The organism is Gluconobacter frateurii, assembly GCF_002723955.1.
GTDB classification, from domain to species: Bacteria; Pseudomonadota; Alphaproteobacteria; order Acetobacterales; family Acetobacteraceae; genus Gluconobacter; species Gluconobacter frateurii.
Genome location: NZ_BEWN01000002.1, coordinates 709,370 through 734,187, shown reverse-complemented (window position 1 = coordinate 734,187; position 24,818 = coordinate 709,370). Strand labels below are relative to the sequence as shown.

Below are 24,818 nucleotides of genomic sequence, written 5' to 3'. Positions count from 1 at the left end.
AAAAATCTGGCGTTTCTTCTGAATGTCTTAGTTTTCCGCAGAACTCAGTCCTGCGAGACGGGATGACCGTTAATCGTAAGTCCCTTGTCACCGGCAGAAACGTGGATGGTGTCCCCGTCCCGGATGGTTCCATCCAGCAACAGACCTGCCAGCGGGTTCTGAAGACTACGCTGGATCACACGCTTCAGAGGCCGCGCACCGTAGACAGGGTCGTATCCGGCTTCAGCAAGCCACTCCCGCCCCTTCTCATCCAGCTCCAGAGTGATCTTGCGATCTTCCAGAAGCTGCCGCAGGCGGCTGAGCTGAATATCGACAATCCGCCCCATATCTGCACGCTGCAGACGGGAGAACAGGATGATCTCATCCAGACGGTTCAGGAATTCCGGCCGGAAGTGATTACGCACGACCTGCATGACCTGAGCCTGAACCAGATCCGGCGATTCACCATCTTCCTGATTGGCCAGAACATCCGAGCCAAGGTTGCTCGTCAGAACAATGATCGTATTGCGGAAATCCACCACACGACCCTGCCCATCCGTCAGGCGACCATCGTCAAGAACCTGAAGCAGGATGTTGAAGATGTCCTCATGGGCCTTCTCCACCTCATCAAACAGGATGACCTGATACGGACGACGACGAACTGCTTCCGTCAGCACGCCACCTTCGTCGTAACCAACGTAACCCGGAGGCGCACCGATCAGACGGGACACCGCGTGCTTCTCCATGAATTCACTCATGTCGATCCGCAGCAGAGCCTTTTCGTCATCAAACAGGAACTGGGCCAGCGCCTTCGTCAGTTCGGTCTTGCCAACACCCGTCGGGCCAAGGAACAGGAACGAGCCAATCGGGCGGTTCGGATCCTGAAGACCTGCACGCGCACGACGAACAGCATTGGAAACCGCAACAAGAGCCTGCTCCTGACCGACGACCCGATCACGCAGCGTATCTTCCATCCGCATGAGCTTGGCGCGCTCGCCTTCCAGCATGCGGTCTACCGGAATACCCGTCCAGCGCGACACAACCGACGCAATGCCCTGCTCTGTCACGCTGTCAGCGAACAGACCCGACTTGGATGCTGCGTCTTCTTCTTCCTGAGCCTTGGCAATCTGGGCTTCAAGGTTCGGGATCAGGCCGTACATCAGCTCAGACGCCTTGGCGAGATTACCCTGCCGCTGCGCCACATCGACGTCGGAACGCGCTGTATCCAGCTGTTCCTTTAGCTTCTGGATGGCGTTAACGCGATCCTTCTCAGCGTGCCACTCGGCACCCATCGCATCGGACTGCTCTTCCAGATCAGCCAGTTCGGCTTCCAGAGCCTGCAGCCGATCCTTCGACGCTGTATCGTCTTCCTTGCGGATGGCCTCACGCTCGATCTTCAGCTGAATAATGCGCCGATCAAGCTCATCCAAAGCTTCCGGCTTGCTGTCAATCTGCATCCGCAGACGGCTGGCGGCCTCGTCGATCAGATCAATAGCCTTGTCCGGCAGGAAGCGATCCGTGATGTAACGGTTGGAAAGCGTTGCGGCGGAAACGATGGCGTTATCCGTAATGCGAACACCATGGTGAAGCTCGTACTTCTCCTTGATGCCACGCAGGATCGAAATCGTATCAGCGACGGACGGCTCACCGACGAAAACCGGCTGGAAGCGACGGGCAAGAGCTGCGTCCTTCTCAATGTACTTCCGGTATTCATCAAGTGTGGTCGCACCGATGCAGTGAAGCGTACCGCGGGCCAGTTCCGGCTTGATGAGGTTGGACGCATCCATCGCACCATCGGAGCGGCCAGCGCCGACCAGCGTATGCATTTCATCAATGAAGAGAATGATTTCGCCTTCTGCGGTCTCAACTTCCTTGAGAACAGCCTTCAGACGTTCCTCGAACTCACCACGAAATTTCGCACCGGCAATCAAAGCGCCCATGTCGAGCGACATCAGCTTCTTGTTGCGGAGAGCCTCGGGCACGTCGCCGTTGACGATACGCAGCGCCAGACCTTCAACGATCGCGGTTTTACCCACACCCGGCTCACCGATCAGAACCGGATTGTTCTTGCTGCGGCGGGCCAGAACCTGAATGGCCCGGCGGATTTCTTCATCACGACCGATAACTGGATCAAGCTTGCCAGCCTGCGCTACTGCCGTCACATCGCGAGCATATTTTTTCAATGCGTCAAACGTGTTTTCAGCAGATGCACTGGTCACAGTGCGGCCCTTGCGGATCTGGGCGACAGCACGTTCCAGCGCACTGGCATCAGCCTTGCCTTCAACCAGCGCTTTACCTGCCGGAGAGTTACTGGCGGCAATCGCCACTAGCAGTCGGTCCTGCGCAACATGACTGTCACCCGCATTCTTTGCTGCGGCTTCGGCGGAATCCAACAGACGCACGAAATCAGGTGTGGCCTGCGGCTGACCGGCACCACCGCCCTGCACTTTCGGCAGTTTGGCAAGCGCCGCATCATTGGCCGCCTGAACAACTTTCGGATCGCCGCCTGCTGCGCGAATCAGCCCCGACGCAGCACCCTGTTCGTCATCCAGCAGGGCCTTGAGCAAATGCTCCGGCGTCAACTGCTGATGATACTCCCGAAGAGCAATGGTTTGTGCAGCCTGAAGAAAACCCTGGCTGCGTTCCGTAAACTTCTGAATGTCCATTCTAATATGTCCTCTCATGCCCCGTATCGGCGGCATATGATGTCTCGGCCGCCCCCGAAGGCGACGACCGGTGATGAATATTTAGGCACTCATTTTTTCGTTTCAAGAGCCTCCCGATGACGTTTCGCAGGCCCATGCAACACCATGTCAGCCTCTGACAGCCGATCAAAGGCGTTTCGTTGCTGGTGCCAGTACGGATAAATCAGATCAGGCGCACTGACATCGTCCAGCCGCGCAACCTGCACCTTGGTCAGACGGAGCGAAGCCGCTGCCAGATTATCCAGAAGCTGGCTTTCCTTGCGTGCCCCGATCACCAGAGACGTCACGCCTGGTTTATGCAGCAACCATGCCAGTGCCACCCGAGCCGCTGAAACATCATGCTCCTCCGCGATCTCGACCAGAACCTCAACGGTATCGTAAAGCTTTTCGATATTCCGGACTTCCGGCTCCGGCCATCCCGAGATACGGCGGCTATCAGCTGGGGCGGTCTTTCCGCGACGATACTTACCCGTCAGCAACCCACAGGCCAGCGGGCTCCAGATCTGAACACCCAAGCCCTGATCCACTGCTAGCGGCAGCAGCTCATACTCGGCGTCACGTGCTTCCAGCGAATAATAGATCTGCTCGGAAACGGGCGTAATCAACCGATCCCGCTCAGCCGCGGACAGAAGCTTCATGGCCTGCCAGCCTGCAAAGTTGGAAATGCCCGCATAACGGATCTTGCCCTGATCCCGGAGGGTCTGAAGCGCTTCCAGCGTTTCCTCAACCGGCGTCAGCCCGTCCCATTCATGCAGATAATACAGGTCGATATGGTCACGCCCCAGCCGACGCAGACTATCCTCACAGGCATTGAGAATATGATGCCGGGACAGGCCCTGCTCGTTCGGACCTTTTCCTGTCGGGAACCGAACCTTGCTGGTCACAAGCAGTTCCCTGCTGCGTCCTTTCAGAACACGCTCCAGGATTTCTTCAGCTTCACCGCCGGAATAAGCATCAGCAGTATCGAACATGTTCACCCCATGCTCGACGCAGAGATCCACCATGCGGGTGGCCTCTGAAACATCAATATTACCCGTCGCGGCAAAATCACCCTGCCCACCAAATGTAACAGAGCCAAAATTGAGAGCGGAAATCTTGAGGCCAGAACGACCTAGCTGACGATACTGCATATCCATCAGGTTCCTCTTCTGAGACACACCATGACAGACAACACCTCACTGGCGCATCGGTCCCGGTAAATTCCAACCTGCTCCCATAATCGTGAGCAACCCGGCCTCTCATGTGCAGGCACTCTGTTCAGGATCAGCAGGCCAGTCCATGATTGATGTCAAAATCCTTCGATCCGGAGCCGCCATGCCGTCATTCCGTCTCCGCAGAGCCTTGCTGTCCTGCGTGTTTCTCCCGTCCCTGCTGGCTGCCATGCCTGTCAAAGCCGCCGAACCGGCCGCCTGCATGGTCGATCTTGCCAAAACACGAAACGGCACGCTTGGACTACCGAACCACGCCGAAGTCACCCCGGATGGGCATTCGGTCCTGTTCCTGCGCTCCGGACCGTTCGACACACGCCTGCACTTGTTCCGCTACGACTTCCCGGATCATACCCTTCACGAACTAGCTGCTCCCGAAGCCGGTCCGGAGCACCTGTCCGTAGAAGAAAAAGCCCGGCGCGAGCGTGCCCGACAGTCTATGTCCGGCATTACGGACTATCAGATGAGCGAAGACGGCGGCACAATCCTGGCCTCTCAGGGTGGTCGCCTCATCCGGATCGCCACTGATGACGGACGCGTCTCTTCCATTGATGGCAACTGGATTGCCCCGCGTCTGTCTCCGAATGGTCAGACTATCGCCGTGGTTCGCGAAAATGATCTCTATGCCGTCGATCTCGTCAGTGGTGCCCAGACACGCCTGACCACAACAGGCACACCAACCCTGACAAACGGCCTCGCCGAATTTGCAGCGGCGGAAGAACTGGAACGGCCGGACGGTGCCTGGTGGTCCCCGGACAGCCAGACGATCCTGTTCGAGGAAGCAGATTCCAGCACGGTTGAAAAACACTACATCACCAACCCGGAAACGCCCCAAACCGCTCCTGTCGAGTTCCGCTATCCCCGTGCCGGGACGCCCAATGCCCGCACACGGTTCGGCCTCATAAGTGCCAAGGGGGGCGAGACACGCTGGATTAGCTGGGACCATGATGCATGGCCTTACATGGCCCGTGCGGTCTGGCGAAAGAACGGCGGCCTGTTCCTTGTTGTCCTGAACCGCCAGCAGACACAGGAACAGGTTCTTTCCGTCGATCCGGCAACCGGAAAAACCTCAGTCCTGCTCGCAGAGGCAGACAAGGCATGGCTGAACCTGAACCCGCGGGAAGCGGCTGGTGCGCAGGCTCTCCCGATTGTTCTCAATGGGGGACAAGGCTTCCTGTGGGCCTCCGAACGCGGAAAAACCTGGCAGCTTGAGCATCACGCTGCCGACGGCTCCCTGAAGCGGATTCTCACTCCGGACACGACACCTTACGTCGCGTTCAATGATTATGACGCCGACAGCAATAGTGTCGTCGTTACGGTGCGCCCGAACCGGATCGATAATCAGGTCGTCCGTATTTCTCTGGCTGACGGCAAAACAACGCCTCTCGCAACAGAAGCCGGCACCCACACCATCCATTTCACTCCGGGCGCTCACCGCCTGATGATCGACAGCTTCGCGTCGGCTGATGGCACCCGACGCACTCTGCTCCGGGATGCAAAAGGCAAGATCCTCGCCACCCTACCCGGCGTAGCACAGCCCCCTCACCTTCCCGTCCATGTTCAGTTCACAACCGCTGGCGAGCATCAGTTGGATGCCGCCGTCATCCGACCGGAGCATTTCCAGAAAGGACATCACTATCCTGTGGTGCTGTCCGTCTATGGCGGCCCGGGCGTCAAACTCGTGCACGACACGCCATCAAGCTTCATGGAAGAGCAGTGCCTCGCCAATCAGGGCTATGTCGTCGTCACACTGGACGGGCGCGGCACACCCGGCCGGGATCATGATTTCGAGCGCGCCATCAAGGGGAACCTGATCGACGCACCTCTTCAGGATCAGATCGATGGTCTTCAGGCGCTCGGTAAAACCTACCCTGAACTCGATCTGATCCGTGTTGGTGTCTACGGATGGTCTTTCGGTGGCTATTTCACCGCCATGGCGACAATCCGCCGCCCGGATGTCTTCAAGGTCGGCGTTGCTGGCGCGCCACCGGTCGATTTCGCGGATTATGACACCGCTTATACCGAGCGCTACCTCGACACACCGCAGAACGACGCTGACGGATATCGCAAAAGCAATGTCCTGACGTATGCCGATGACCTGAAACGCCCGCTCTTGCTCATGCACGGCCTGACTGACGATAACGTCTATTTCGAAAACACGATGAAGCTAACGCAGGCCCTCCTGAAAGCCGGGAAGCCCTACGATCTTCTGCTTCTGCCCGGCACGCACATGTTGCCAGACCCAATCCTCCGCGCCCGCGTCACGCAGAGACGGGCAGAATTTCTAGGGGACGTTCTGAAGCCCTGAGGTTTTTTTAAAGACAGCGTCTTCGACACTTCCGAAGACGCTGTTCTATTGTCAGTGAGACAGGTCCGGGATCAACACCAGCAGATCTTCCATCGCCGGAGCAATGGCCGACACAGGCGTGCGTTCATTCAGGCCATGCATGAAAGAATCAGAGTTTTTGATGAAAATCGGGCTAATCCCGTAGCTCGGGACACCATGGGAACGGAACCACATGCTGTCACTCGCCCCTGAAGACATAGCCGCAAAAACCGGAACCCCCGGATAAGCAACGTGCATGCCATGCTCAATAGCCTGCACGACATCCGGTCGCATCGGAGATGCTGCCGTTTCCACAGACCCTTCTGTTACGTCTTCAATCGTCATACCCGGATCATGAGCGGCCTGACGCAGTTCCTCCATGATGGCCGCCCGAGGGTGACCAGGAAAAATACGGCAGTTGATATTCGCCGTCGCCCGCTGAGGAAGCGCATTCAAGGCGTGCCCACCATCAATCATGGTCACGACGCAGGTCGTTCCAATTCGTCCGATGAAGGCCGGGTCCGCAGAAAGCGTGCGAATGGCTTTTTCATCAGACGGATTGGCCGCAAACGCTTTCATGGCCGATGCAATATCCGGCTTCTGCCACCGGGCCGCATTCACGAAATAGCTCCGGCTCAGATCGTTCAGTTCCGGCTTAAAACGATGCTGTTGAATGTGCAGCAGGTCAGCCGCAAGCTCATCAATCGCGTTAACAGCACGCGGTTCGGAAGAATGCCCACCCGGATTGGTCACAGTCAGGCGGAAATCAGCGTAGGTCTTCTCCGCACCTTCCCATGTAAAGTAATCGGGCTTGCCAGTCTTTTCATCCAGCGTGCCATTGGCGCCATCCATATTTAGGACAAGTTCCGCATTGGCCAGCTTGCTCGCGATGATGGCGCCGGTCGCCATCGTCGTTTCCTCATCGCCCGAAAATTCGAGAATGATGTCACGACGTGGCTTGTAGCCTTCTTTTTTCAGCTCCAGAAGCGCGGCAATCGCCAGCGTATCATCGAGCTTCATGTCGGTTGAACCGCGCCCGAGCAGATATCCGTTTTCAATCTGGGGCTTGAACGGATCATGCGTCCAGTCAGACGCTTTGGCTTCCACCACATCCATATGACCGGAAATAACCAGAGGCTTCAGAGCGGGATCACTGCCCGGCCAACGAGCGATCAGATACGCCGTGTCTTTATAGGGAGTGATAACGACATCTGCGGGCGCAAAACCTCCCTTGATCAGGGCGTCCCGGAAAAGAGCCGCAACCTGAGGCGTCTGGTTACCATCCCCCGCGACCGAGCGAAGGGCGATGGATTTTTCCGCGAGATCAAGAGCCTGATGCGCTGCATCCTGATGGTCTGGTGTTGCCGCCAGTGCACTCCCCGCCATCAAGGCCAGTGACAATATCGCTCCGGTACTTTTCCGCATCCGTCTCTCCTGAATCAGATACGGAAGCGTAACCGTGCTTTCTGGCTGTGCCTAGTCAGACATCTGCCAGCCTTGGAATAGCACCGCTGCCCTCGTGAAAGTCAGCGGTGCTTTCAATCATGTTACCAGCGGTAAGAGACCGTTCCGCTGCCGCCACTTGTGGTCAGATGATTGCCGTACTGTCCGATGTAATCCACGCTGACATTGACCCGATCTGCCAGTTTGGCACTCAGACCGGCTTTCAGCACCGCAGCATCTGTCGCAATCGGTGTACCGGCAACATCCATGCTGTAGCCCTGAAGGCCTGCAAAGTTTTCCCGGGCCGTCGTGTTCGTCATGCCAAACGTGTGGCGATAGGCAAGCATGGTATTTGGCATGACCACCATCGAGCCCCAGCGCAGAGATGTCGCGGCCTTCAAGCCAAATGTTGAATATCCAAGGCTCTGGTCCATCCCCTGAACTTTCAGCGCTGCGCCGCCATGCTCATGGAAGCCGTCAGCCTGATAATTCAGGTATGTCATACGCACGAACGGCTCAAGTTCGACAGGCGTACGCGCTGCTTTCAAAACGATACGATAACCGCTCTCACCGTAGACCTGTCCGGTCCCACCCAGAGGACTGCTGTTCGTCCGAGACTGATAGCTAGGCATCTGAACGGTCCGGCGAATATCCATCACATTCCATGTATAATCAGCCCCCAGCTTCAGCGTCACGCGTGCATCCGGGGTCAGACCACCAACGCGCCAGTCGGTTCCACCATAAGCACCAAGCGTTGCATTATTAGAGTGACCGGAGGCGTTGCGACCCTCCCCGCTAGAGAACATGCTGCGGCCATAAGCCAGCAACCCACCAACACGCCACTCACCAAGGCGCGTATCAGCCCCCATGATCCAGCCGACAGAACTGTTGGACAACCTCGCAGCAGAAGCGGTTCCGCTGTTCTGTCCTTTGGCGCCGTAAACAGTTCCCCAAACACTCAGGCGATGCCCGTCGGTAGTTCTGCACGCTCCGGATTTCTGATCGACTCCCGTCTGGCGCAAAACGTCATCCGCACAATCCAGACGGTTCAATGCAGCATCCCGGATATAGAATGCGTCATTGATCATTGCCGCCTTTGCGCTGGCATTGATTTCCCCAGACAGCGTGTTGAGAGCACGGTAACGCTGCTGATCGCTCAGCCCCGCAACCGTGTCTGTCAGCGCCAGACCGCCAGCGGTCACGGCCAACCCATCAAGGCCGTAACCCGCCGCCTTCTGGTTTCGCGTAGCCGAACCATATCCGAAACTACGGCTGGTATTCCGCGTCAGCACCAGTTGCACTTCATCGGCAGTATAAGCAGGTTGCGTCATCAGAAGCAGGGAATGTGTGTTCACAAGCCCGGTCTGATCGTATTGGGCAAACTGTCCTGTCACGCCACCCTGCGCCTGAACGAGCGTGTAATGCTGCCCGACTGACAGCGCCGCTCCGTCCTGTGCCGTCACCGCGAGTGTCGCACCGGGAGCAATCGCAAATGCTCCAGCAACCAGCGCCTGGCTGGACTGCAGATCGGACCCGACATTCACGGCCAATGTAGAACCACCCTGCATCGAGACATTTCCCGCGACATGCAGAGCATCAAAAGCGCCAGATCCGGGTGCAAACACACCCTGCACGACTGCATTCCCAATCAGGCCCGTTCCGGACAGCGCAGCAGTATTTTCAACAGTCACGGTGGAGTGTTGCAGATCTCCGTCCACGGAAAGCGTTCCCTGACGGACGTCCGTGTTTCCCGTGAACGCTGCACCGTTGCCTGTGTAGGACAGGGCACCCTGCCCCACCTTCACAAAGCGCCCCTCTCCCACAAGGCTATTATGAAAGGTGCCGCCTGAATTTATAAGCAGGCTCGTTCCTGCCGCAGCATCAACCGCCCCGGTCCCGAAACCCTGAGCACTGCCAGCCAGCGTACCCATCTGAAGGGATGTTCCCCCGGTGTAGCTGTTGAAGCCTGTAAGGGTAACTGTGCCACTGCCCTGCTTCACCAGCTGTCCGTCACCAGACACCATGTTGGCCAGAACACCATCCGTGGACTGATCCAGCGACAGGGTTGTGCCAGAAGCCGTACCAATCGCTCCACTACCGAAGCTCTGGGTGGTTCCCGTCAGCGTACCCGCCTGAATCTGCGTTCCGCCGGTATAGTTATTGGCCCCAGCCAACGTGACGTTGCTGCTTCCCTGCTTCACCAGTTGTCCGTTGCCAGACACCGTGTTGGCCAATACATCATCTGCTGACTGGTTCAGAGACAGAGTGGCACCAGCGGTGGCCCCAATTGCTCCACTCCCAAAACTCTGCGTCGTTCCCGTCAACGTACCGGCCTGAATCTGCGTTCCACCCGTGTAGCTGTTGGCAGCAGCCAGCGTGACATTGCCACTGCCCTGCTTCACCAGTTGACCATCACCAGACACCGTGTTGGCCAGAACACCATCCGTGGACTGATTCAGCGACAGGGTGGTACCAGACGCCGTGCCGATCGCACCATTGCCGAAGCTCTGTGTCGCTCCCCTCAGCGTCCCAGCCTGAACCTGCGTTCCACCCGTGTAGCTATTGGCAGCTGCCAGTGTGACATTGCCACTCCCCTGCTTCACCAGCTGCCCGTCACCAGACACCAGGTTGGCCAGAACACCATCCGTGGACTGATTCAGCGACAGAGTGGTACCAGACGCCGTGCCGATCGCACCACTGCCGAAGCTCTGTGTCGTTCCTGTCAGCGTCCCAGCCTGAACCTGCGTTCCACCGGTGTAGCTGTTGGCCGCAGCCAACGTGAGACTACCAGTCCCCTTTTGTGTGACAGAACCGACGCCCGTAATTGGCGACGCAATTGTCAGATCATTGCCGTGATAGACAGTGAGATTGGACGACGGATCCAGAAGCTCAATGCCGCTTGTCTTGCCAATACTTCCCGTCTTGCCGCCCGTACCAAGCTGAAGAACACCCTCTCGGACCACTGTCGCGCCTGTATAGGAATTGTCCGTTGTCAGCGTGACAGTTGCGGAGCCCACTTTGACCAGTTGGCCAGTGCCCGTAATCGTATTGAAGACCATATCGGGCCAAGTCGTCAGGGAGCCAGTATACAGTGCGCGGTCGATCAAAAGGGTACTGTCGTTCTGGATCGTTCCGACGCCTCGCAGACTTAACGGAGACGCTGCGAGCATTCCTTCCCGAATAAACGTGTTGGGTGGAGATCCCACACCATGGGCATACTGGGTATCTCCCGTCATGGTTAAGGTGCCGGACCCGGTCTTGGTAAGGTTTGAACTCCCCGTGACAGTCCCACTCAGACGCATGTCGAAGCTGCCCGTATCGAGAATAGACGTCCCCGTCGTCCGACCGAGGGTGATGTTGGCATCCGTCGTCAGGTCTGCACCGATTGCCCGCAAGATCCCGCCAGCCAGCGTAAACGTGTAATCGCTTTTACTGCCTGAAACCTGAATGCCGTTCGTACCGCCAACTTCCAGAACACCGCCCCCGGCAATGTAAACGGTATTGGCACCAAGCCCATCAATAGCGTCCGGCTTACCGACAACCAGTTGACCATCGACATGCACTGTGGCGACACCGGTGCCCTGACCGGTGACATTCAGGGCAGCATTTCCGCCTTCAGTGCCGAGAAACAGATTGTTGGTCGTCAGACGGGTGGTATCACCGCTATTGTTCGCCGTGACATTCAGGGTTCCAAGAGTGCCATCACCTTGGCCTGCAATGATGTTTCCGGCCGTTACGGCGCCACCGGACGCCATTGTCAGTGTCGTTCCAATGTAAGCCTCGGGCGCGGCCCCGACAATCAGGTTGCCGCTTGTTGAGAGCGCACTCCCACTTCCCGTAACCGTGACAAGAGCCGATCCATCTGGCCCTGGGCCCGCAATCATTGAGGGCGCCGTCAGTTTTGCGCCATTTTTAAGAGTCAGCAGGCCATCCACGGACACCGGACCGTCATAGACCTGATTGACTGTAGTTCCAGTAAATGAGCCTGAAATTGCCTGCGTATCTGACGCTGCCTGTGCTTCCTGCACGAACCCGAGAGTCGAAACCGTACCGAGAAGCAATCCTGTCAGTGTCCTGCTTCCCGCATGACAGAAGGGACGAAGCAGGCTGAACGATCGCATCAGATAATCCGTAATCTGTTAAAATAAAAACTCTGCATCAAAACGACACAAATAGTTACGACGTTATCTATATTCGTTTCTTAGTTTTTCGAAAATGATACGTATCATATTTCCACGTACTACCGTCTTCATGTTGTTTTTATGCAACATTTCCTCACAACGCGCGAAGACGCGGACGCAACGACAAGTTTGCGGATTTTGGCAGTCCCACTCAAACGCTTTTACTTGGAAAGGCGGAGAGAACGAGAAAGCCAGACATCTCTCCCCTCTCACAGTGTGGATCAGTTATACCCACACTGCTGAATGACCTGAAAAAGCCGTGACAGGGTATCCCCGGAATTCTTTCAGGCCAGCCTCGGATGTTCTCAAACAGCAAACATATCCAAAAGACCAACACCTGATTTCTCGGACATGGTCTGACGATATGCCTCGACTTCTAATGGGTAACGGAGCCCTTTGATCAGGGACATGCTGTGTAACTGCGCAAACAGATGGATATCGTCTGTCGAAAGAGTGCCGTTCACTGCCTCCGGCGACTGGATCAACGGCGCCAGCTTCTCCAGCAACGCATTCAGTTCAGCGATCTCCTTGGACCCGTCTGCAAGAATTTCCCAGAACGGTCCCGTCGACTCTTCCTTGCGTCGAATGAAACCAGCACGCGCTGAAGTCGTCGCAAATTCAGGCAGCGGCGTGCAGACAGCACGCGGTAGGAAAAGACGGTACGTCGCACGGCCCCCTGCTTTCAGCCAGTCCGCTATCTCTGTCCGGACTGGCCCTGTCAGGACAGGCTCACCGATCCCATCGATATGGGAGACGATATCCATGCTCTCGGGCATGTACCGCCCATTTTCTTCGAGGATCGGTACGACCTTGCGACCCACCATGCTGATCGGGCCAGCTTCGTCATCATTCAGAAAAACGCGCCGCTCGAACAGAATATTTTTGAGCCCGAAAATCATAAGAGCTTTCACGCAGAACGGGCAGTGCTCATAGATATGCAGGATGCGTGTTGTCTGGTTCACGGGTTTCAGTGTCCTTTTAAAAATAGAGCGCTGATCACGCCGGGCAGGTATCAGGCTTCCCCAACGGCTCCCGATAGAAGCAGAGGGTCAATATTGATGGCGGCCAGGGCCTTGCGCCATTTCTTCGCATGATCCAGCCCGAAAACAATCTCATCACTGGCTGGCACCACATACCAGGAACTGTCCCGCAGGATTTCTTCCTCTAACTGACCCGGACCCCAGGCAGCATGTCCCAGAGCCATCAGCGCCTGCTTCGGACCCTGCCCGGAGGCCAGATCCCGAAGCACATCCAGACTGGCTGTAAGCGTGGCCTGTTCATTTACGCCCAGGCTCCCTTCTCCGGTCCAGTCCGTCGAGTGAAGAACAAACCCATGCGAGTGATCGACCGGGCCGCCCATACAGACCGCAATACGACGCTCCGGTGGATTGGGTTCAATTCCCAGTTGGGCAAAAAGATCATCCAGCCCCGGCTGGGCCAGACGACGGTTGATGATGAGCCCCATCGCCCCGTCTTCAGGGGAATGAGCACACAGGTAGATCACGCTCTGGGCAAAGACCGTCTCTGCCAGTTGCGGAGCGGCGACCAGGAGCATGCCTGTCAGGTTGTCATTCTGTCCGGCGAGTGTTTTCTTCATTCCTTAAAGATGGGTGCATCTCTTGCCTCTTTGCAAGCGTTCCCCTGTCGAGAGTTTTATGGAGGTCCCCATGTCCCTGACTGTTCTCGTGACCGGTGCTACCGCAGGCTTCGGGCACGCCATCGCCACTCGCCTTGTGCGGGATGGCCACCGCGTCATCGCAACAGGGCGACGAGCAGAACGGCTTGATGCGCTCCAGAAAGAGCTCGGTGACAGCCTGCTTCCCTTCCCGCTGGACATGACGGACAAAGCGGCCTTACGTCAGCTTCCCACGAGTCTACCGGAAGGCTGGCAGACAGTTGATGTTCTTGTGAACAACGCTGGCCTCGCCCTCGGTATGGAACCCGCTCAGGAAGCAGAGGTGGAAAACTGGGAGACCATGATTGCCACCAACATTTCCGGTCTGGTCGAAATTACCCATGCCCTTCTTCCCGGCATGGTCGAACGGAATTCCGGCTATGTTCTTACACTGGGCAGCACGGCTGGAACCTATCCTTATGCTGGCGGAAACGTTTATGGAGCCACGAAGGCGTTTGTTCGCCAGTTCAGCCAGAACCTCCGCACGGATCTTCTCGGCAAGCGGATCCGCGTTACGGATATTGAACCCGGTCTCTGTGGGGGAAGCGAGTTCAGCAATGTCCGCCTGAAAGACGACGGGAAAGCTGCAGACGTCTACAAGGACACCACTCCCCTCACCCCGGAAGATATTGCCGAAACCGTCTCGTGGCTGGTCGGCCTGCCATGGCATATGAACGTCAATACCATGGAAATCATGCCCGTCTGTCAGGCTTCGGGTGGACTGACGGTGAACCGGCATGTCGGCTGAAAGTGGTATTCCCTCCCGTCTGAAAATCACTGATGGCAGCAAGTTTCGCCTCTCTGATTTCAAGACCGATGACCGGATCGGGCATGACAAGAAAAGCGCACATACCCGTATCCGGGACTGCGTGGACCGCATGGCCGTTCTGCAGGGCCGTCTCGCCGCTCATGGCTCCCATGGGATTCTGGTTGTCCTGCAGGGTATGGACACGGCTGGCAAGGATGGGGCCATCCGACATGCCTTTTCCGGCCTGAACCCTCAGGGATTTCACGTCACATCCTTCAAGACCCCGGCAGGGGCAGCAGAAAAGCGGGATGATCTGTGGCGGGTTCATCTGATGGCGCCCGCTCGTGGTGACATTGCTGTCTTCAATCGCAGCCACTACGAGGATGTTCTGATTGCGCGCGTCCACCCCGATATCGTTAGAGCACGCGGCCTTGACCCGGATACCCCCGATTTCTGGGATCACCGCCTGGCAGATCTCCGGCATTTTGAGACTTATCTCACGCATCAGAATATCGTTATTCTAAAGCTCTTTCTGCATATCTCGGCGGATGAGCAGAAGAAACGTATTCTTAAACGCCTGACCCAACCCGAGAAGCGTTGGAAGTTCTCGCCTTCCGATCTCGCCGAACGCGGAAAATGGCCGGAGTATACACAGGCCTATGAAGCCGCCATTCAGGCAACCTCAACGCCCGAGGCTCCTTGGCACATCATTCCGGCCGATCATAAATGGGTCGCACGGCTGATGGTGGCGGAAGCCCTTCTGGAAGTATTGGAAGGGCTACATCTCAAGGTGCCAGACGAAAAACTCTCGGATACGTTGAGAGCCGCGCGGGATACGCTCCTTGCGGAAGACTCCAAAAAGCCCTGAAAAGAAAAAGCCCCGCCGGACTGATCCGGCGGGGCTTTTTAGTTCGATCCGACTGGCAGATCAGGAACGGCGCTTGCGGCTCGTTCCCTCACCGGTCGGACCGCTGGACTTGGAACGGCTGAAACCCGCGCCGCCACGGCCCTTGTATCCGCCACCGCCGCCGGAACGCGGGCCACCCTTGAAGCCACCGCCCCCACCGGGACGACCAAAGCGCTTGCCTTCGCCCGGATTACGGCCACGCGAACCATAACCGCCGCCAGCAGGCTCGGCAGATGGCTCGATCGTCACTTCATCAGGCTCGGCCCCAGCAACACAGGACTTGAAGCGCTCGACGCTCTCATCCGTGATCTGGAAATAGGTCTGATCCTGCTCAATGCGGATGCTGCCAATGTCACGCTTCTGAACATTGCCAAGACGGCAGATCAGCGGGATCAGCCACTTTGGATCGGCACGCTCGGTGCGGCCAACGCCCATCTTGAACCACTGACCGGATACAACACGCTCTTCACGCGGAGCACGTTCCCCACGCTCGCCGCGTTCACCACGGCTGCTCGGAGCTTCAACGGACATCGGACGGATCTGCTCGACCTGCGGAAGGCGGGCACGATACATTTCTACCAGAGCCGCTGCGAGCTTCTTGGCGTCGTAGGTTTCGGCCAGCTTCAGAACCAGTTCATCCGTCGTCTCTTCCGAGGCGTTGGCAAGAATCGGATCTTCCAGAAGACGCTGTGTGTCCTGAGCAGCAATAGCCGCAGCCGTCGGAACAGCTTCCCACTCAGCATTCACGCGAGCCATGGCCAGCAGACGCTCAGCACGACGACGCTGATTCATCGGCACCATGAGCACACTGGTGCCCTTACGACCTGCACGACCCGTACGGCCGGAACGGTGCAGCAGCGTTTCAGAAGCCGTCGGGATGCTTGCATGAATGACGAGGTTCAGCGCCGGAACATCAATGCCACGGGCTGCAACGTCAGTCGCAACACAGACACGGGCTTGACCGGAACGCAGGCTCTCGATCGCACGGCTACGCTCATTCTGACCCATCTCACCGGAAATGGCGACAGAGGCGAACCCACGCTCCAGAAGAGCTGCCTGCACCTGACCAACCATCATACGGGTGTTGCAGAACACCATGGCCGTCGGGCTCTCGTAGAAACGCAGAACGTTCACGAGGGAACGCTCAATTTCCTGCGGAGCCGTTACGACGCAGCGATAGGTGATATCGGAATGCTGCTTCGCACCCGTGACCGTATCAATGCGCTTGGCATCTTTCTGGAAACGCTTGGCCAGGGACGCAATTTCGCGGGCGATCGTGGCGGAGAACAGCAGCGTACGGCGCTCGGCCGGGGACGCATCCAGAAGCTGCTCCAGCTCGTCACGGAAGCCCATGTCCAGCATTTCGTCAGCTTCGTCGAGCACGACGCAGCGCAGACCGGACAGGTCAAGGGAACCACGGGACTGATGATCACACAGGCGGCCCGGCGTCCCAACGACGATATGGGCGCCACGGTTGAGATCGCGGGCTTCACGGCGGGCATCCGTGCCACCAATGCAGCTCGCAATGCGGGCACCGGTTTCGGCATAGAGCCATTCAAGTTCGGACTGGACCTGCAGGGCCAGTTCACGCGTTGGGGCAATGACCAGAGCCAGCGGCTGCGGCGACGGCGGGAGGCGATCGGCCTCGCCCAGCAGCGTCGGCGCAATGGCCAGACCAAAGGCTACGGTCTTGCCTGAGCCCGTTTGGGCGGAAACCAGAAGATCACGATCCTCCAGCCCTGGCTGCAGAACGGCTTCCTGAACGGGAGTTGGCTGTTCGTAGCCGCGCGCCGTCAGGGCGCGCCCAAGGGCAGGATGAGTATCGGGGAAAGGCATATTTGATGAACACTCGGCAAACGTCACGCCGACGGCAAAAAGCGGCGGCTGGGATGCCGCTGCATAAAGACTTCCGCGCACAAATGCCAGAAGTAACGCATGTCAACCTGCGAATCAGTTAGATTCAGGCTCTGGGCTTGCGTCCAACGACAGCCCGAACCGTATCGCGCCATGCCGTCAGATCTTCAGGCGGAACCACTTCACCCGTGTCCAGTTCGCCAAAACCGGCGCGGGAAAGCAGGATACTGACAAGACGTGCGCGATCTTCCGGCTCCAGCGCCTGCCACATGGCGACAGCCTTCTGCTGATGAAACTGGTCCGAGAACGTGACGATCAGGGGTGCCCCTTCCTTCAGAACACGCAGCGCTTCCGTCAATACTGTCAAAGGCTGGGTCAGATAGGCGATACCATCACACAGCGTAATGACATCCAGACTGTCATCCTCAAAAGGCAGAATGGGATCCGCATTCAGATCCTGCACGATGCGCGTTTTCAGAACAGGATTTGTATCCAAGGCCGCTTTTGAAGCACCAAGCCCGATCACATCCTGGAAATGGGCTTCCTCCGGATAATGGCTGAGAGACCCCGCCATAAGATCCAGAACCGTGCCGCCCACGGGAAGAGACGTCTGGTAGAGGGCGGTCACAGCCGTGCGTGCCCCCATATCCATGAGCGAATCCGGAAGACGCTGCGCATAGAAGATCGTGTCGGGTTCATTATTGACGCGTGTAAACGCCGCTGCGTGAAAACCTTCGATCTGTTCTGTGCCGCTCATGTGCATCTCCTCCTGACTGACCTGTCGAGATGAGGGTATGTTCCTCGTGCGTCAACCCGCAGGATGCTCTAAGAGAGGCCCCACCATGACCCTTTCCTTCACCAAGATGCACGGCCTGGGCAATGATTTCATCATCATTGATGGCCGTGAAACCGACCCCGCTCTCGATGCCGACAAGATCCGTCACCTCTGCGATCGACGCTTCGGCATAGGATGCGACCAGCTTGTCGTTCTCTCTGCACCCACAGCAGATGGTGCGGACGTTCTGGTGCGTTTTTTCAATGCGGATGGTTCGGAATCCGGCGCCTGCGGCAACGCATCCCGCTGCGTGGCAACGCTGGTTGGCGGAAATCCGGTCCTTCAGACACGCGCTGGCCTGCTGCCCACATCTCAGGATGGCGAACTGATCACAGTAAATATGGGGACACCGCGCTTCGAATGGCAGGACGTGCCACTGGCAAAAGAGTGCGACACATTGCATTTGCCCCTGCATGATGCTGCGGCCTGCTCCATGGGCAATCCTCATGCGACCGTGTTCGGAGATGTTTCCCGCGCCGAGGATCTGGGGCCCTCCCTTGAGAACTCACCACTCTTCCCACAGCGCGCCAATATTGGCTTTGCGGACATCCTCACACCAACGCATATGCGTCTTCGTGTCTGGGAACGGGGAGCGGGTCTGACCCTCGCCTGTGGTTCCGGAGCCTGCGCGGCCGTCGTAAATGCCGTGCGTCGCGGCCTCACCGAACGCAGTTGTGTCGTCACCATGGATGGGGGCGATCTGCGCATCACATGGCAGGACAACGGCGACGTTCTCATGACTGGCCCTGCAACTTCTGTTTTCCACGGCAAACTCCCGTGACAGCGCCGTCTGTTCTGACCTTCGGCTGCCGCCTCAATGCTCATGAGAGCGATGGCATGGCTCATCACGCGCAGGGGCAGGATGATACAATCATCGTGAATACCTGTGCCGTGACAACCGCCGCCGAACGGCAGGCCCGGCAGGCTATTCGCCGGGCACACCGGGAACGTCCGAACACAAAAATCGTGGTGACAGGGTGCGCATCCGAAATTGACGGGAAACGCTGGATGGAACTGCCCGGCGTTGTCCGGGTCGTTCCCAATGCTGACAAGCTCAAACCCGCGACATGGGGAGATGCGAGGCCCGGTCTCCCGCCCTCACGGCACGCCCGCGCCCTCCTTCAGGTTCAGCAGGGCTGCGATCACCGCTGCACATTCTGTATCATTCCATATGGCCGCGGGGACTCCCGCTCCACACCAATTGCAGAAGCCATTACCCGCGCACGCGCGCTCACCGAAAACGGGCACCGTGAAATTGTTCTGACTGGCGTGGATATTGCATCCTGGCAAGGCATAACCGGCGAAGGTCTGGGCCAGATGTGTCGGACGCTCCTGAGGGACGTAACAGGGATCGAACGCCTGCGCCTGTCTTCGATTGACCCGGTTATTCTGGATCCGGAGACGGGCGACAAAGATCTCTGGTGGCTTCTGGAAAACGAGCCGCGCCTCATGCCTCACCTTCACCTTTCGCTTCAGGCAGGCTCCGACCTGATTCTCAAGCGCATGAAACGCCGTCATGACACAGCACGTGTCGCCGCCATGCTCCGGCACGCTCGGTCCCTACGCCCGGATATGGGTATCGGGGCAGATCTGATTGCCGGTTTCCCCACGGAAACGGACGCCCTTTTCCAGGAGACGCTCTCCTTTATCGAAGAGCAGGCCATCCCGTTTCTGCATGTCTTTCCCTACAGCGAGCGCCCGGGGACGCCCGCCGCAAGGATGCCAGCCGTCCCGAATAAAGAGCGCCAGGCCCGTGCAGCTCGTTTACGGGAGGCCGGAAACAACAATCGGGACGCTTTCCTTAACCGATTTGTCGGTCAAACACTGGATGTTCTGATTGAAACACCTGACCGGGGACACTCGGCTGAATTTGCCCCTGTACGACTGACCGACGACCTTCCTGCGCCTTTGCGCGGAAGCATCCTCCCGATCAATGTCCATGCCCTGTCAGACGGCCAGCTTCTTGGGCGTCGAACTGCCTAGAGAGCTGACCCTCACAGTATTTTCTGCCAAGACAATCCTGAAGATGCGCACCAAATAGAGCTGAGCGCCGTTTAATAACCGGACGAAAACACCGTTCAACACTTGACGTCTGGCCTGAGCTGTCCGAACTCCCGTGCATGGCTGGATTTTTCTCACGACTCAAACAGGGTCTTTCGCGCTCGAGCTCCCGGCTCGGGGCCGTGTTCACACATCGCAAGCTGGACGATGCCGCTCTTGAAGAACTCGAAGACGAACTGATCGCGGCAGACCTCGGCCCGGTCGTGGCAGAACGCGTCATTGAGAGCTTCCGAAGCTCACGCTTTGGTAAAGACGTCACAAGCGATGAGATCCGGGACGCACTGGCCGAGGAGATCGCCCGTGTTCTGGAACCGGTCGCCATTCCGTTCGAGCCGGACCCGAAGAAAAAGCCTCATGTCGTTCTGGTTGTTGGTGTCAACGGCGTTGGCAAAACCACGACCATCGGAAAGATGGCGCGCCATTACAGCGACGAAGGTAAATCCGTCATGCTGGTAGCTGGCGATACCTTCCGGGCAGCAGCCGTCGAACAGCTTCAGGTCTGGGGACAGCGCTCCGACGTGCCCGTCATCGCTGGCAAGCATGGCGCCGATGCCGCAGGTCTGGCCTATGACGGCATCAAGCGGGCTACAGAGGAAGGTAAGAACCTTCTCCTGATCGACACCGCCGGCCGCCTCCATAACAAGGGGGCACTCATGGAAGAACTGGCCAAGATCATCCGCGTCATGCGGAAGTTTGACGAAACCGCTCCGCACTCCGTCCTGCTGGTTCTGGATGCAACGACAGGCCAGAACGCCATTGAACAGGTTCGGGTGTTCCGGGAACTGGTGAATGTTACCGGGCTGATCGTGACGAAGCTGGACGGCTCGGCCCGTGGCGGGATTGTCGTGGCCCTTGCTGAACAGTTCAAGCTACCGGTCCATATGGTCGGGGTCGGTGAACAGGTTGAAGATCTACGCCCATTCTCCGCACAGGATTACGCCCGTGGCCTCGTTGGTGGGGCTGCTGGCGATCTGGCGTCACGGCTTGTCGATAGCCAACCAGACACTCCTGAGCAGGCTTGATAACGTAAAAGCCTTCTCAGGTTTTTCCCTGTCCCTCTGCATCAAGCCATTCGTCACGCAGGGCCGTGATCCTTTTTTCGATCGCCCTGCGCTCTCTGCGTGCGTAATCCGCATACCAGAGCCTCGCCCCGATCGCCGAGGCTTCGGCGACCAGCCACGCCACGCCGACCGCCATCCAATCCAGAATCAATGTCAGCGGTTGGGTGATCTGTTGAACACAGGTCTGCCAGTCCCCGTGAGCCAGCCATGCAGCCCTCAGGGGATGAACCATTACGGCCCCCAGATAGAACAGAACGATCATCATGCGCTGTCGGTCGGCGTCAGGGTCCACAAAATGCAGCACGACCAGCGGTAGCAACAGAACACCGCCAACCAGAAGGCTGCCTGGCACATAAGCCAGCAACAGACCAAGAATCAGACCATGCCACCATTTGAAGCCCGTCAATCCTTCCCGACCACGCGCTGACGGCTCTTTCATTCACAGAACTCCAGCCAGATACTGGCCATAGAGACTGCTATCCCGACGAGTAGGGAAAAAAACTCACCGGCATTCCGTGCCTGTCTCTCATGAGCAGCCTTACGATTGGGCTCTTCCTCAAGAATTTGCTCGAGATGAGCGATTTCAACCTCAGCCTGTCGTGCCATTTTACGATCCTTTTGCAAGCCCGCCGGATCGTTGACGTTTTCAAGAAACTTCGTGAGATTCCCTGCTTCAGCCAGTTGAGACAGCTTGGCACGTCGCCTTGCTCTGGCTGTTTTACTGCGCCATTGTTTCAGTTCTGTTTCCAGCAGCGGAAGTGCCCGTCTCGCAACAGAGCTCAGTGCTTCCTTGTCAAAACGACGTTGCGCCGCTGCCAGAAGCGTCAGATCTGCTAGCCAGGATGGTAACCCGGCTTTCTGGGATTGTGCCAAAGGAATAATGCCCTGTCGGGCACAATGACTTTCCAGAAACGTCCGCATCTGGTCGTCCATGAAGCCTGAGCGGCCAATGTCATCAGCAGAAAGCTCGTCTTCTGAGACATGCCGGTTGAGCCATTGCAACAACCCCGCGGAGAGCGAAATGCGTTCTTTCAGACATCGCGATGAGAGACAGGGTTGAAAGACATTGATGTCATAAGGCAGACGCCGGATCTGCTCCATGCCCTTTGCCCCAGTTCGACGCGCCGCCGCAGCGAGAGCGCCAATCTGCGTTGACTGTAACGCAGGCAACGTTGGTGCATCGAAGACCTCTGGACTTGTCGTCAAAAAACCGGCAATCCCTCGAATGTTCCGCTGCTCATCAGGTGGATACAAACCCGCCTCGGCATGAGCCAGCATCTGAGGAATGGCCTCGGGCCAGAACCAGCGGCCCGCCCAGAACATAGGCGCAGCAGGATCAAGAATAGCAATCGCGCGCGTTACGACCATCGTCGTCGGGTCAACAGCCTTGTTCCCGCTGGAGGGAAGAAAGGCCACGCCAGCCTGCTCGATCAGGCTGGACATGACAGACAATTCAAGCTCCCGATGCAGCCACTGACTGATGATTTTCCGTTGAAGCAGAGACAGAAATTCGTTCTGATATTTGCCCGCATACCAAGCCAGCGCACGTGGAGTTCTGACTTCGACGCCCCCAATCATCAGGGGCGTACGAGCCGGAATTTCAGCTCGGATAGAAAAAAGCTTGCTAGGTGCAATCGTAATCAGGTCGCTGGGAACAGGCCGGTTTTCCGGCGTATCGGACAACATGGCTTCCAGCAGGGAGACCAGACCTACGGGCACATTATGGCCCTGCATATAGGCTGTGGCCGACCCCATCTCAAAACGACGCCTGAGAATATCCGCATCTGACAAGCCCTGAAGCGGAAGTTCACCGATACAGAGCGACAGCACCAGCACGCCGAGCGAAAAAATATCTCCGGCGATAGTTCCTACCCCGCGTGCCGTCGGATGGCAGACAGCGGAGCATAGGGGCTCAAACAGGGCGGGTTGGAGTTCAGCACCTCCTGTCACACCCAGAGGACCAAGCACGACCTTGTGCAGTCCCTGCCCTACAAACAGATTATCAGGCCGGATGCCACGGCAGGTCAGCCCCGCAGCATCAAGCTTCTCAAGAGCATCGGCCATGGGCCGGATAACGCCGTCGATAATCTGGCTTTCCGACCACAGACCCAACCCCTCGACAAGGGACGGGCCGGGCGGGTGAGCACACAGCACCCAGAGGGCACCGTTATGATATTCATGAGCATGGAGGCCAATGACACTCTCATGTCGAAAGAACATCAGCTCTGAAAATTTGGGGGACGGCATGGACGGTGCCAGCGCCAGCCAGGTCGAGCCTGTGGCAGTAATGTCCTGTGCAACCCAGGTAGGACAGCCCCCGATCGCTGGCTGCTTCTGCGTCGTGTTGACCAGATAGCGGTCTGCGATCAGCAGTTCCGGGCTGTCATCTCCCTGAGTGTAATCCATGTCCGTTCCGTCAAAATCCTGTCTGACACTTTATGCCGGACAGGAATTGAGGCTTCGTTAACGGACTGGAGAGTCTCGCAAGAAAAGAGGATCAGTCCTCGAACGGATCGCGCATCAGGATCGTGTCGTCACGTTCTGGGCTCGTGGATAGCAGCGTCACGGGCGCTTCGATCAGTTCCTCGATCCGGCGCACATACTTGATGGCCTGCGCTGGCAGCTCGCCCCACGAACGGGCACCAGCAGTGGTTTCCTGCCAGCCCGGCATCGTCTCGTAGATCGGCTTCACACGAGCCTGCGCACCGGGCGCGGACGGGAAGGTGTCGATCTTCTTGCCGTCCAGTTCATAGCCAACGCAGATCGAGATTTCTTCCAGACCATCCAGCACGTCCAGCTTCGTCAGTGCAATACCCGTCACGCCGCCAACGCGGGCTGCACGGCGCAGCATGACGGCATCGAACCAGCCGCAACGACGCGGACGGCCAGTGACCGTGCCGAACTCATGGCCACGCTCACCGATCGTGCGCCCAACATCATCGAACAGTTCGCTCGGGAACGGACCTTCGCCCACGCGGGTTGTATATGCCTTGGCAATACCCAGAACGAACCCAATGGAAGACGGGCTGACACCACTGCCAGATGCGGCAACAGCAGCAACCGTGTTGGAACTGGTCACGAACGGATAGGTGCCGTGATCGACGTCCAGCATGACAGCCTGCGCACCTTCGAACAGGATGCGACGGCCAGCACGACGGGCCTCGTCCAGACGATCCCAGACCGGGCATGCGAAGGACATGAGGCGCGGCGTGATTTCCGTCAGGAAGTCCTTGAGTTCTTCCTTCGTGAAGGTCTCAGCACCCAGACCCGCCAGCAGCGTGTTGTGGTGCAGCAGAACTTCGTCCAGCTTCCAGTCCAGCGTCTCGGGCTCAGCCAGATCACAGACGCGAATGGCGCGACGGGCCACCTTGTCTTCATAGGCCGGGCCAATGCCGCGACCCGTTGTGCCGATCTTGCGATCCCCACGCGCAGCTTCACGCGCACGATCCAGCGCACCATGTACCGGCAGAATCAGCGGAGCATTCTCGGCAATCCACAGCGTTTCCGGCGTGACCTTCAGGCCCTGAGCCGTCACGCGGTCAATCTCGGACATCAGGGCCTTCGGGTCGATGACGACGCCGTTGCCGATTACGCCGATCTGGCCACGCACGAGACCCGATGGCAGCAGCGACAACTTATAGACCTGATCGCCGACAACCAGCGTATGACCAGCGTTGTGACCACCCTGGAAACGGACAACGATATCAGCGCGACTGGCAAGCCAGTCTACAATCTTGCCTTTACCCTCGTCCCCCCACTGGGTTCCGATCACGGTGACGTTGGACATGAGCTGGCTTCCTCGACTTGGGATACAGGAATGAAAAATTCAGGAAAA

Annotated in this window: 17 protein-coding genes; 6 read left to right on the top strand and 11 right to left on the bottom strand. The window is 57.8% G+C overall.

What is annotated here, in order from left to right:
- Positions 1-44: 44 nt before the first annotated feature.
- Positions 45-2,645, bottom strand: coding sequence for an ATP-dependent chaperone ClpB (gene clpB, locus GFR01_RS08765; RefSeq protein WP_099182107.1), 2,601 nt, complete (start codon positions 2,643-2,645; stop codon positions 45-47).
- 89 nt (positions 2,646-2,734) lie between these two features.
- A complete protein-coding gene (locus GFR01_RS08760) occupies positions 2,735-3,814 on the bottom strand; it encodes an aldo/keto reductase (protein WP_099182149.1) in 1,080 nt (359 codons plus the stop codon).
- A gap of 148 nt (positions 3,815-3,962) precedes the next feature.
- Between GFR01_RS08760 and GFR01_RS08755 the strand changes: the two genes are divergently transcribed.
- Positions 3,963-6,200 (top strand): S9 family peptidase, encoded by a 2,238-nt coding sequence (locus GFR01_RS08755; protein ID WP_099182106.1) that lies wholly within the window; start codon positions 3,963-3,965, stop codon positions 6,198-6,200.
- A gap of 51 nt (positions 6,201-6,251) precedes the next feature.
- Here GFR01_RS08755 and GFR01_RS08750 read toward each other — a convergent pair whose 3' ends face one another.
- The 4 genes from GFR01_RS08750 to GFR01_RS08735 all read right to left on the bottom strand — a co-directional run bounded on the left by GFR01_RS08750 (position 6,252) and on the right by GFR01_RS08735 (position 13,439).
- The gene (locus GFR01_RS08750; protein WP_099182105.1) at positions 6,252-7,643 is read right to left on the bottom strand and encodes a M20/M25/M40 family metallo-hydrolase; all 1,392 of its coding nucleotides are present in this window, start codon (positions 7,641-7,643) and stop codon (positions 6,252-6,254) included.
- Positions 7,644-7,765: 122 nt separating this feature from the next.
- Positions 7,766-11,782, bottom strand: a complete 4,017-nt coding sequence (locus GFR01_RS08745; RefSeq protein ID WP_099182104.1) for an autotransporter outer membrane beta-barrel domain-containing protein — start codon at positions 11,780-11,782, stop codon at positions 7,766-7,768.
- A gap of 365 nt (positions 11,783-12,147) precedes the next feature.
- The gene (gene grxB, locus GFR01_RS08740; protein WP_099182103.1) at positions 12,148-12,804 is read right to left on the bottom strand and encodes a glutaredoxin 2; all 657 of its coding nucleotides are present in this window, start codon (positions 12,802-12,804) and stop codon (positions 12,148-12,150) included.
- 50 nt (positions 12,805-12,854) lie between these two features.
- On the bottom strand, positions 12,855-13,439 hold the full coding sequence (locus GFR01_RS08735; protein ID WP_063903401.1) for a YqgE/AlgH family protein: 585 nt from the start codon (positions 13,437-13,439) through the stop codon (positions 12,855-12,857).
- Positions 13,440-13,509: 70 nt separating this feature from the next.
- Between GFR01_RS08735 and GFR01_RS08730 the strand changes: the two genes are divergently transcribed.
- Complete coding sequence (locus GFR01_RS08730; protein ID WP_099182102.1) at positions 13,510-14,265, top strand: SDR family NAD(P)-dependent oxidoreductase; 756 nt, start codon at positions 13,510-13,512, stop codon at positions 14,263-14,265.
- Positions 14,255-15,133 carry a PPK2 family polyphosphate kinase gene (locus tag GFR01_RS08725; protein WP_099182101.1) on the top strand — a complete coding sequence of 293 codons (879 nt, stop codon included), beginning with the start codon at positions 14,255-14,257 and terminating at the stop codon, positions 15,131-15,133. Before GFR01_RS08730 ends, GFR01_RS08725 begins: the two co-directional genes overlap by 11 nt.
- Before the next feature lie 60 nt (positions 15,134-15,193).
- Here GFR01_RS08725 and GFR01_RS08720 read toward each other — a convergent pair whose 3' ends face one another.
- The gene (locus GFR01_RS08720; RefSeq protein ID WP_174694687.1) at positions 15,194-17,008 is read right to left on the bottom strand and encodes a DEAD/DEAH box helicase; all 1,815 of its coding nucleotides are present in this window, start codon (positions 17,006-17,008) and stop codon (positions 15,194-15,196) included.
- A gap of 124 nt (positions 17,009-17,132) precedes the next feature.
- The gene (locus GFR01_RS08715) at positions 17,133-17,783 is read right to left on the bottom strand and encodes a class I SAM-dependent methyltransferase (protein WP_174694686.1); all 651 of its coding nucleotides are present in this window, start codon (positions 17,781-17,783) and stop codon (positions 17,133-17,135) included.
- 85 nt (positions 17,784-17,868) lie between these two features.
- Between GFR01_RS08715 and dapF the strand changes: the two genes are divergently transcribed.
- From dapF to ftsY, 3 genes are all read left to right on the top strand, one after another.
- Positions 17,869-18,642: a diaminopimelate epimerase gene (dapF, locus tag GFR01_RS08710; RefSeq protein ID WP_099182098.1), complete on the top strand. Its 774-nt coding sequence runs from the start codon at positions 17,869-17,871 to the stop codon at positions 18,640-18,642.
- On the top strand, positions 18,639-19,844 hold the full coding sequence (locus GFR01_RS08705) for a MiaB/RimO family radical SAM methylthiotransferase (RefSeq protein ID WP_099182097.1): 1,206 nt from the start codon (positions 18,639-18,641) through the stop codon (positions 19,842-19,844). The genes dapF and GFR01_RS08705 overlap by 4 nt, the downstream gene beginning before the upstream one ends.
- 137 nt (positions 19,845-19,981) lie before the next feature.
- Positions 19,982-20,944, top strand: coding sequence for a signal recognition particle-docking protein FtsY (gene ftsY / locus GFR01_RS08700; RefSeq protein ID WP_099182096.1), 963 nt, complete (start codon positions 19,982-19,984; stop codon positions 20,942-20,944).
- Positions 20,945-20,960: 16 nt separating this feature from the next.
- Here the strand turns inward: ftsY and GFR01_RS08695 are convergent, their stop codons facing one another.
- The 3 genes from GFR01_RS08695 to GFR01_RS08685 form a co-directional block, all read right to left on the bottom strand.
- Complete coding sequence (locus tag GFR01_RS08695; RefSeq protein WP_099182095.1) at positions 20,961-21,422, bottom strand: hypothetical protein; 462 nt, start codon at positions 21,420-21,422, stop codon at positions 20,961-20,963.
- A complete protein-coding gene (locus GFR01_RS08690; protein WP_099182094.1) occupies positions 21,419-23,389 on the bottom strand; it encodes a serine/threonine-protein kinase in 1,971 nt (656 codons plus the stop codon). Before GFR01_RS08690 ends, GFR01_RS08695 begins: the two co-directional genes overlap by 4 nt.
- Before the next feature lie 91 nt (positions 23,390-23,480).
- Entirely contained in the window at positions 23,481-24,770 is a 1,290-nt protein-coding gene (locus GFR01_RS08685; RefSeq protein WP_061929601.1) for an adenylosuccinate synthase, read from the bottom strand.
- Between the last annotated feature and the right edge of the window lie 48 nt (positions 24,771-24,818).

Coding starts and splice junctions, on each gene's coding strand:
- clpB (WP_099182107.1), bottom strand. CDS start 2,645: ATGGACATTCAGAAGTTTACGGAACGCAGCCAGGGTTTTCTTCAGGCT.
- GFR01_RS08760 (WP_099182149.1), bottom strand. CDS start 3,814: ATGCAGTATCGTCAGCTAGGTCGTTCTGGCCTCAAGATTTCCGCTCTC.
- GFR01_RS08755 (WP_099182106.1), top strand. CDS start 3,963: ATGATTGATGTCAAAATCCTTCGATCCGGAGCCGCCATGCCGTCATTC.
- GFR01_RS08750 (WP_099182105.1), bottom strand. CDS start 7,643: ATGCGGAAAAGTACCGGAGCGATATTGTCACTGGCCTTGATGGCGGGG.
- GFR01_RS08745 (WP_099182104.1), bottom strand. CDS start 11,782: ATGCGATCGTTCAGCCTGCTTCGTCCCTTCTGTCATGCGGGAAGCAGG.
- GFR01_RS08735 (WP_063903401.1), bottom strand. CDS start 13,439: ATGAAGAAAACACTCGCCGGACAGAATGACAACCTGACAGGCATGCTC.
- GFR01_RS08730 (WP_099182102.1), top strand. CDS start 13,510: ATGTCCCTGACTGTTCTCGTGACCGGTGCTACCGCAGGCTTCGGGCAC.
- GFR01_RS08725 (WP_099182101.1), top strand. CDS start 14,255: ATGTCGGCTGAAAGTGGTATTCCCTCCCGTCTGAAAATCACTGATGGC.
- GFR01_RS08720 (WP_174694687.1), bottom strand. CDS start 17,008: ATGCCTTTCCCCGATACTCATCCTGCCCTTGGGCGCGCCCTGACGGCG.
- GFR01_RS08715 (WP_174694686.1), bottom strand. CDS start 17,783: ATGAGCGGCACAGAACAGATCGAAGGTTTTCACGCAGCGGCGTTTACA.
- dapF (WP_099182098.1), top strand. CDS start 17,869: ATGACCCTTTCCTTCACCAAGATGCACGGCCTGGGCAATGATTTCATC.
- ftsY (WP_099182096.1), top strand. CDS start 19,982: ATGGCTGGATTTTTCTCACGACTCAAACAGGGTCTTTCGCGCTCGAGC.
- GFR01_RS08695 (WP_099182095.1), bottom strand. CDS start 21,422: ATGAAAGAGCCGTCAGCGCGTGGTCGGGAAGGATTGACGGGCTTCAAA.
- GFR01_RS08690 (WP_099182094.1), bottom strand. CDS start 23,389: ATGGATTACACTCAGGGAGATGACAGCCCGGAACTGCTGATCGCAGAC.
- GFR01_RS08685 (WP_061929601.1), bottom strand. CDS start 24,770: ATGTCCAACGTCACCGTGATCGGAACCCAGTGGGGGGACGAGGGTAAA.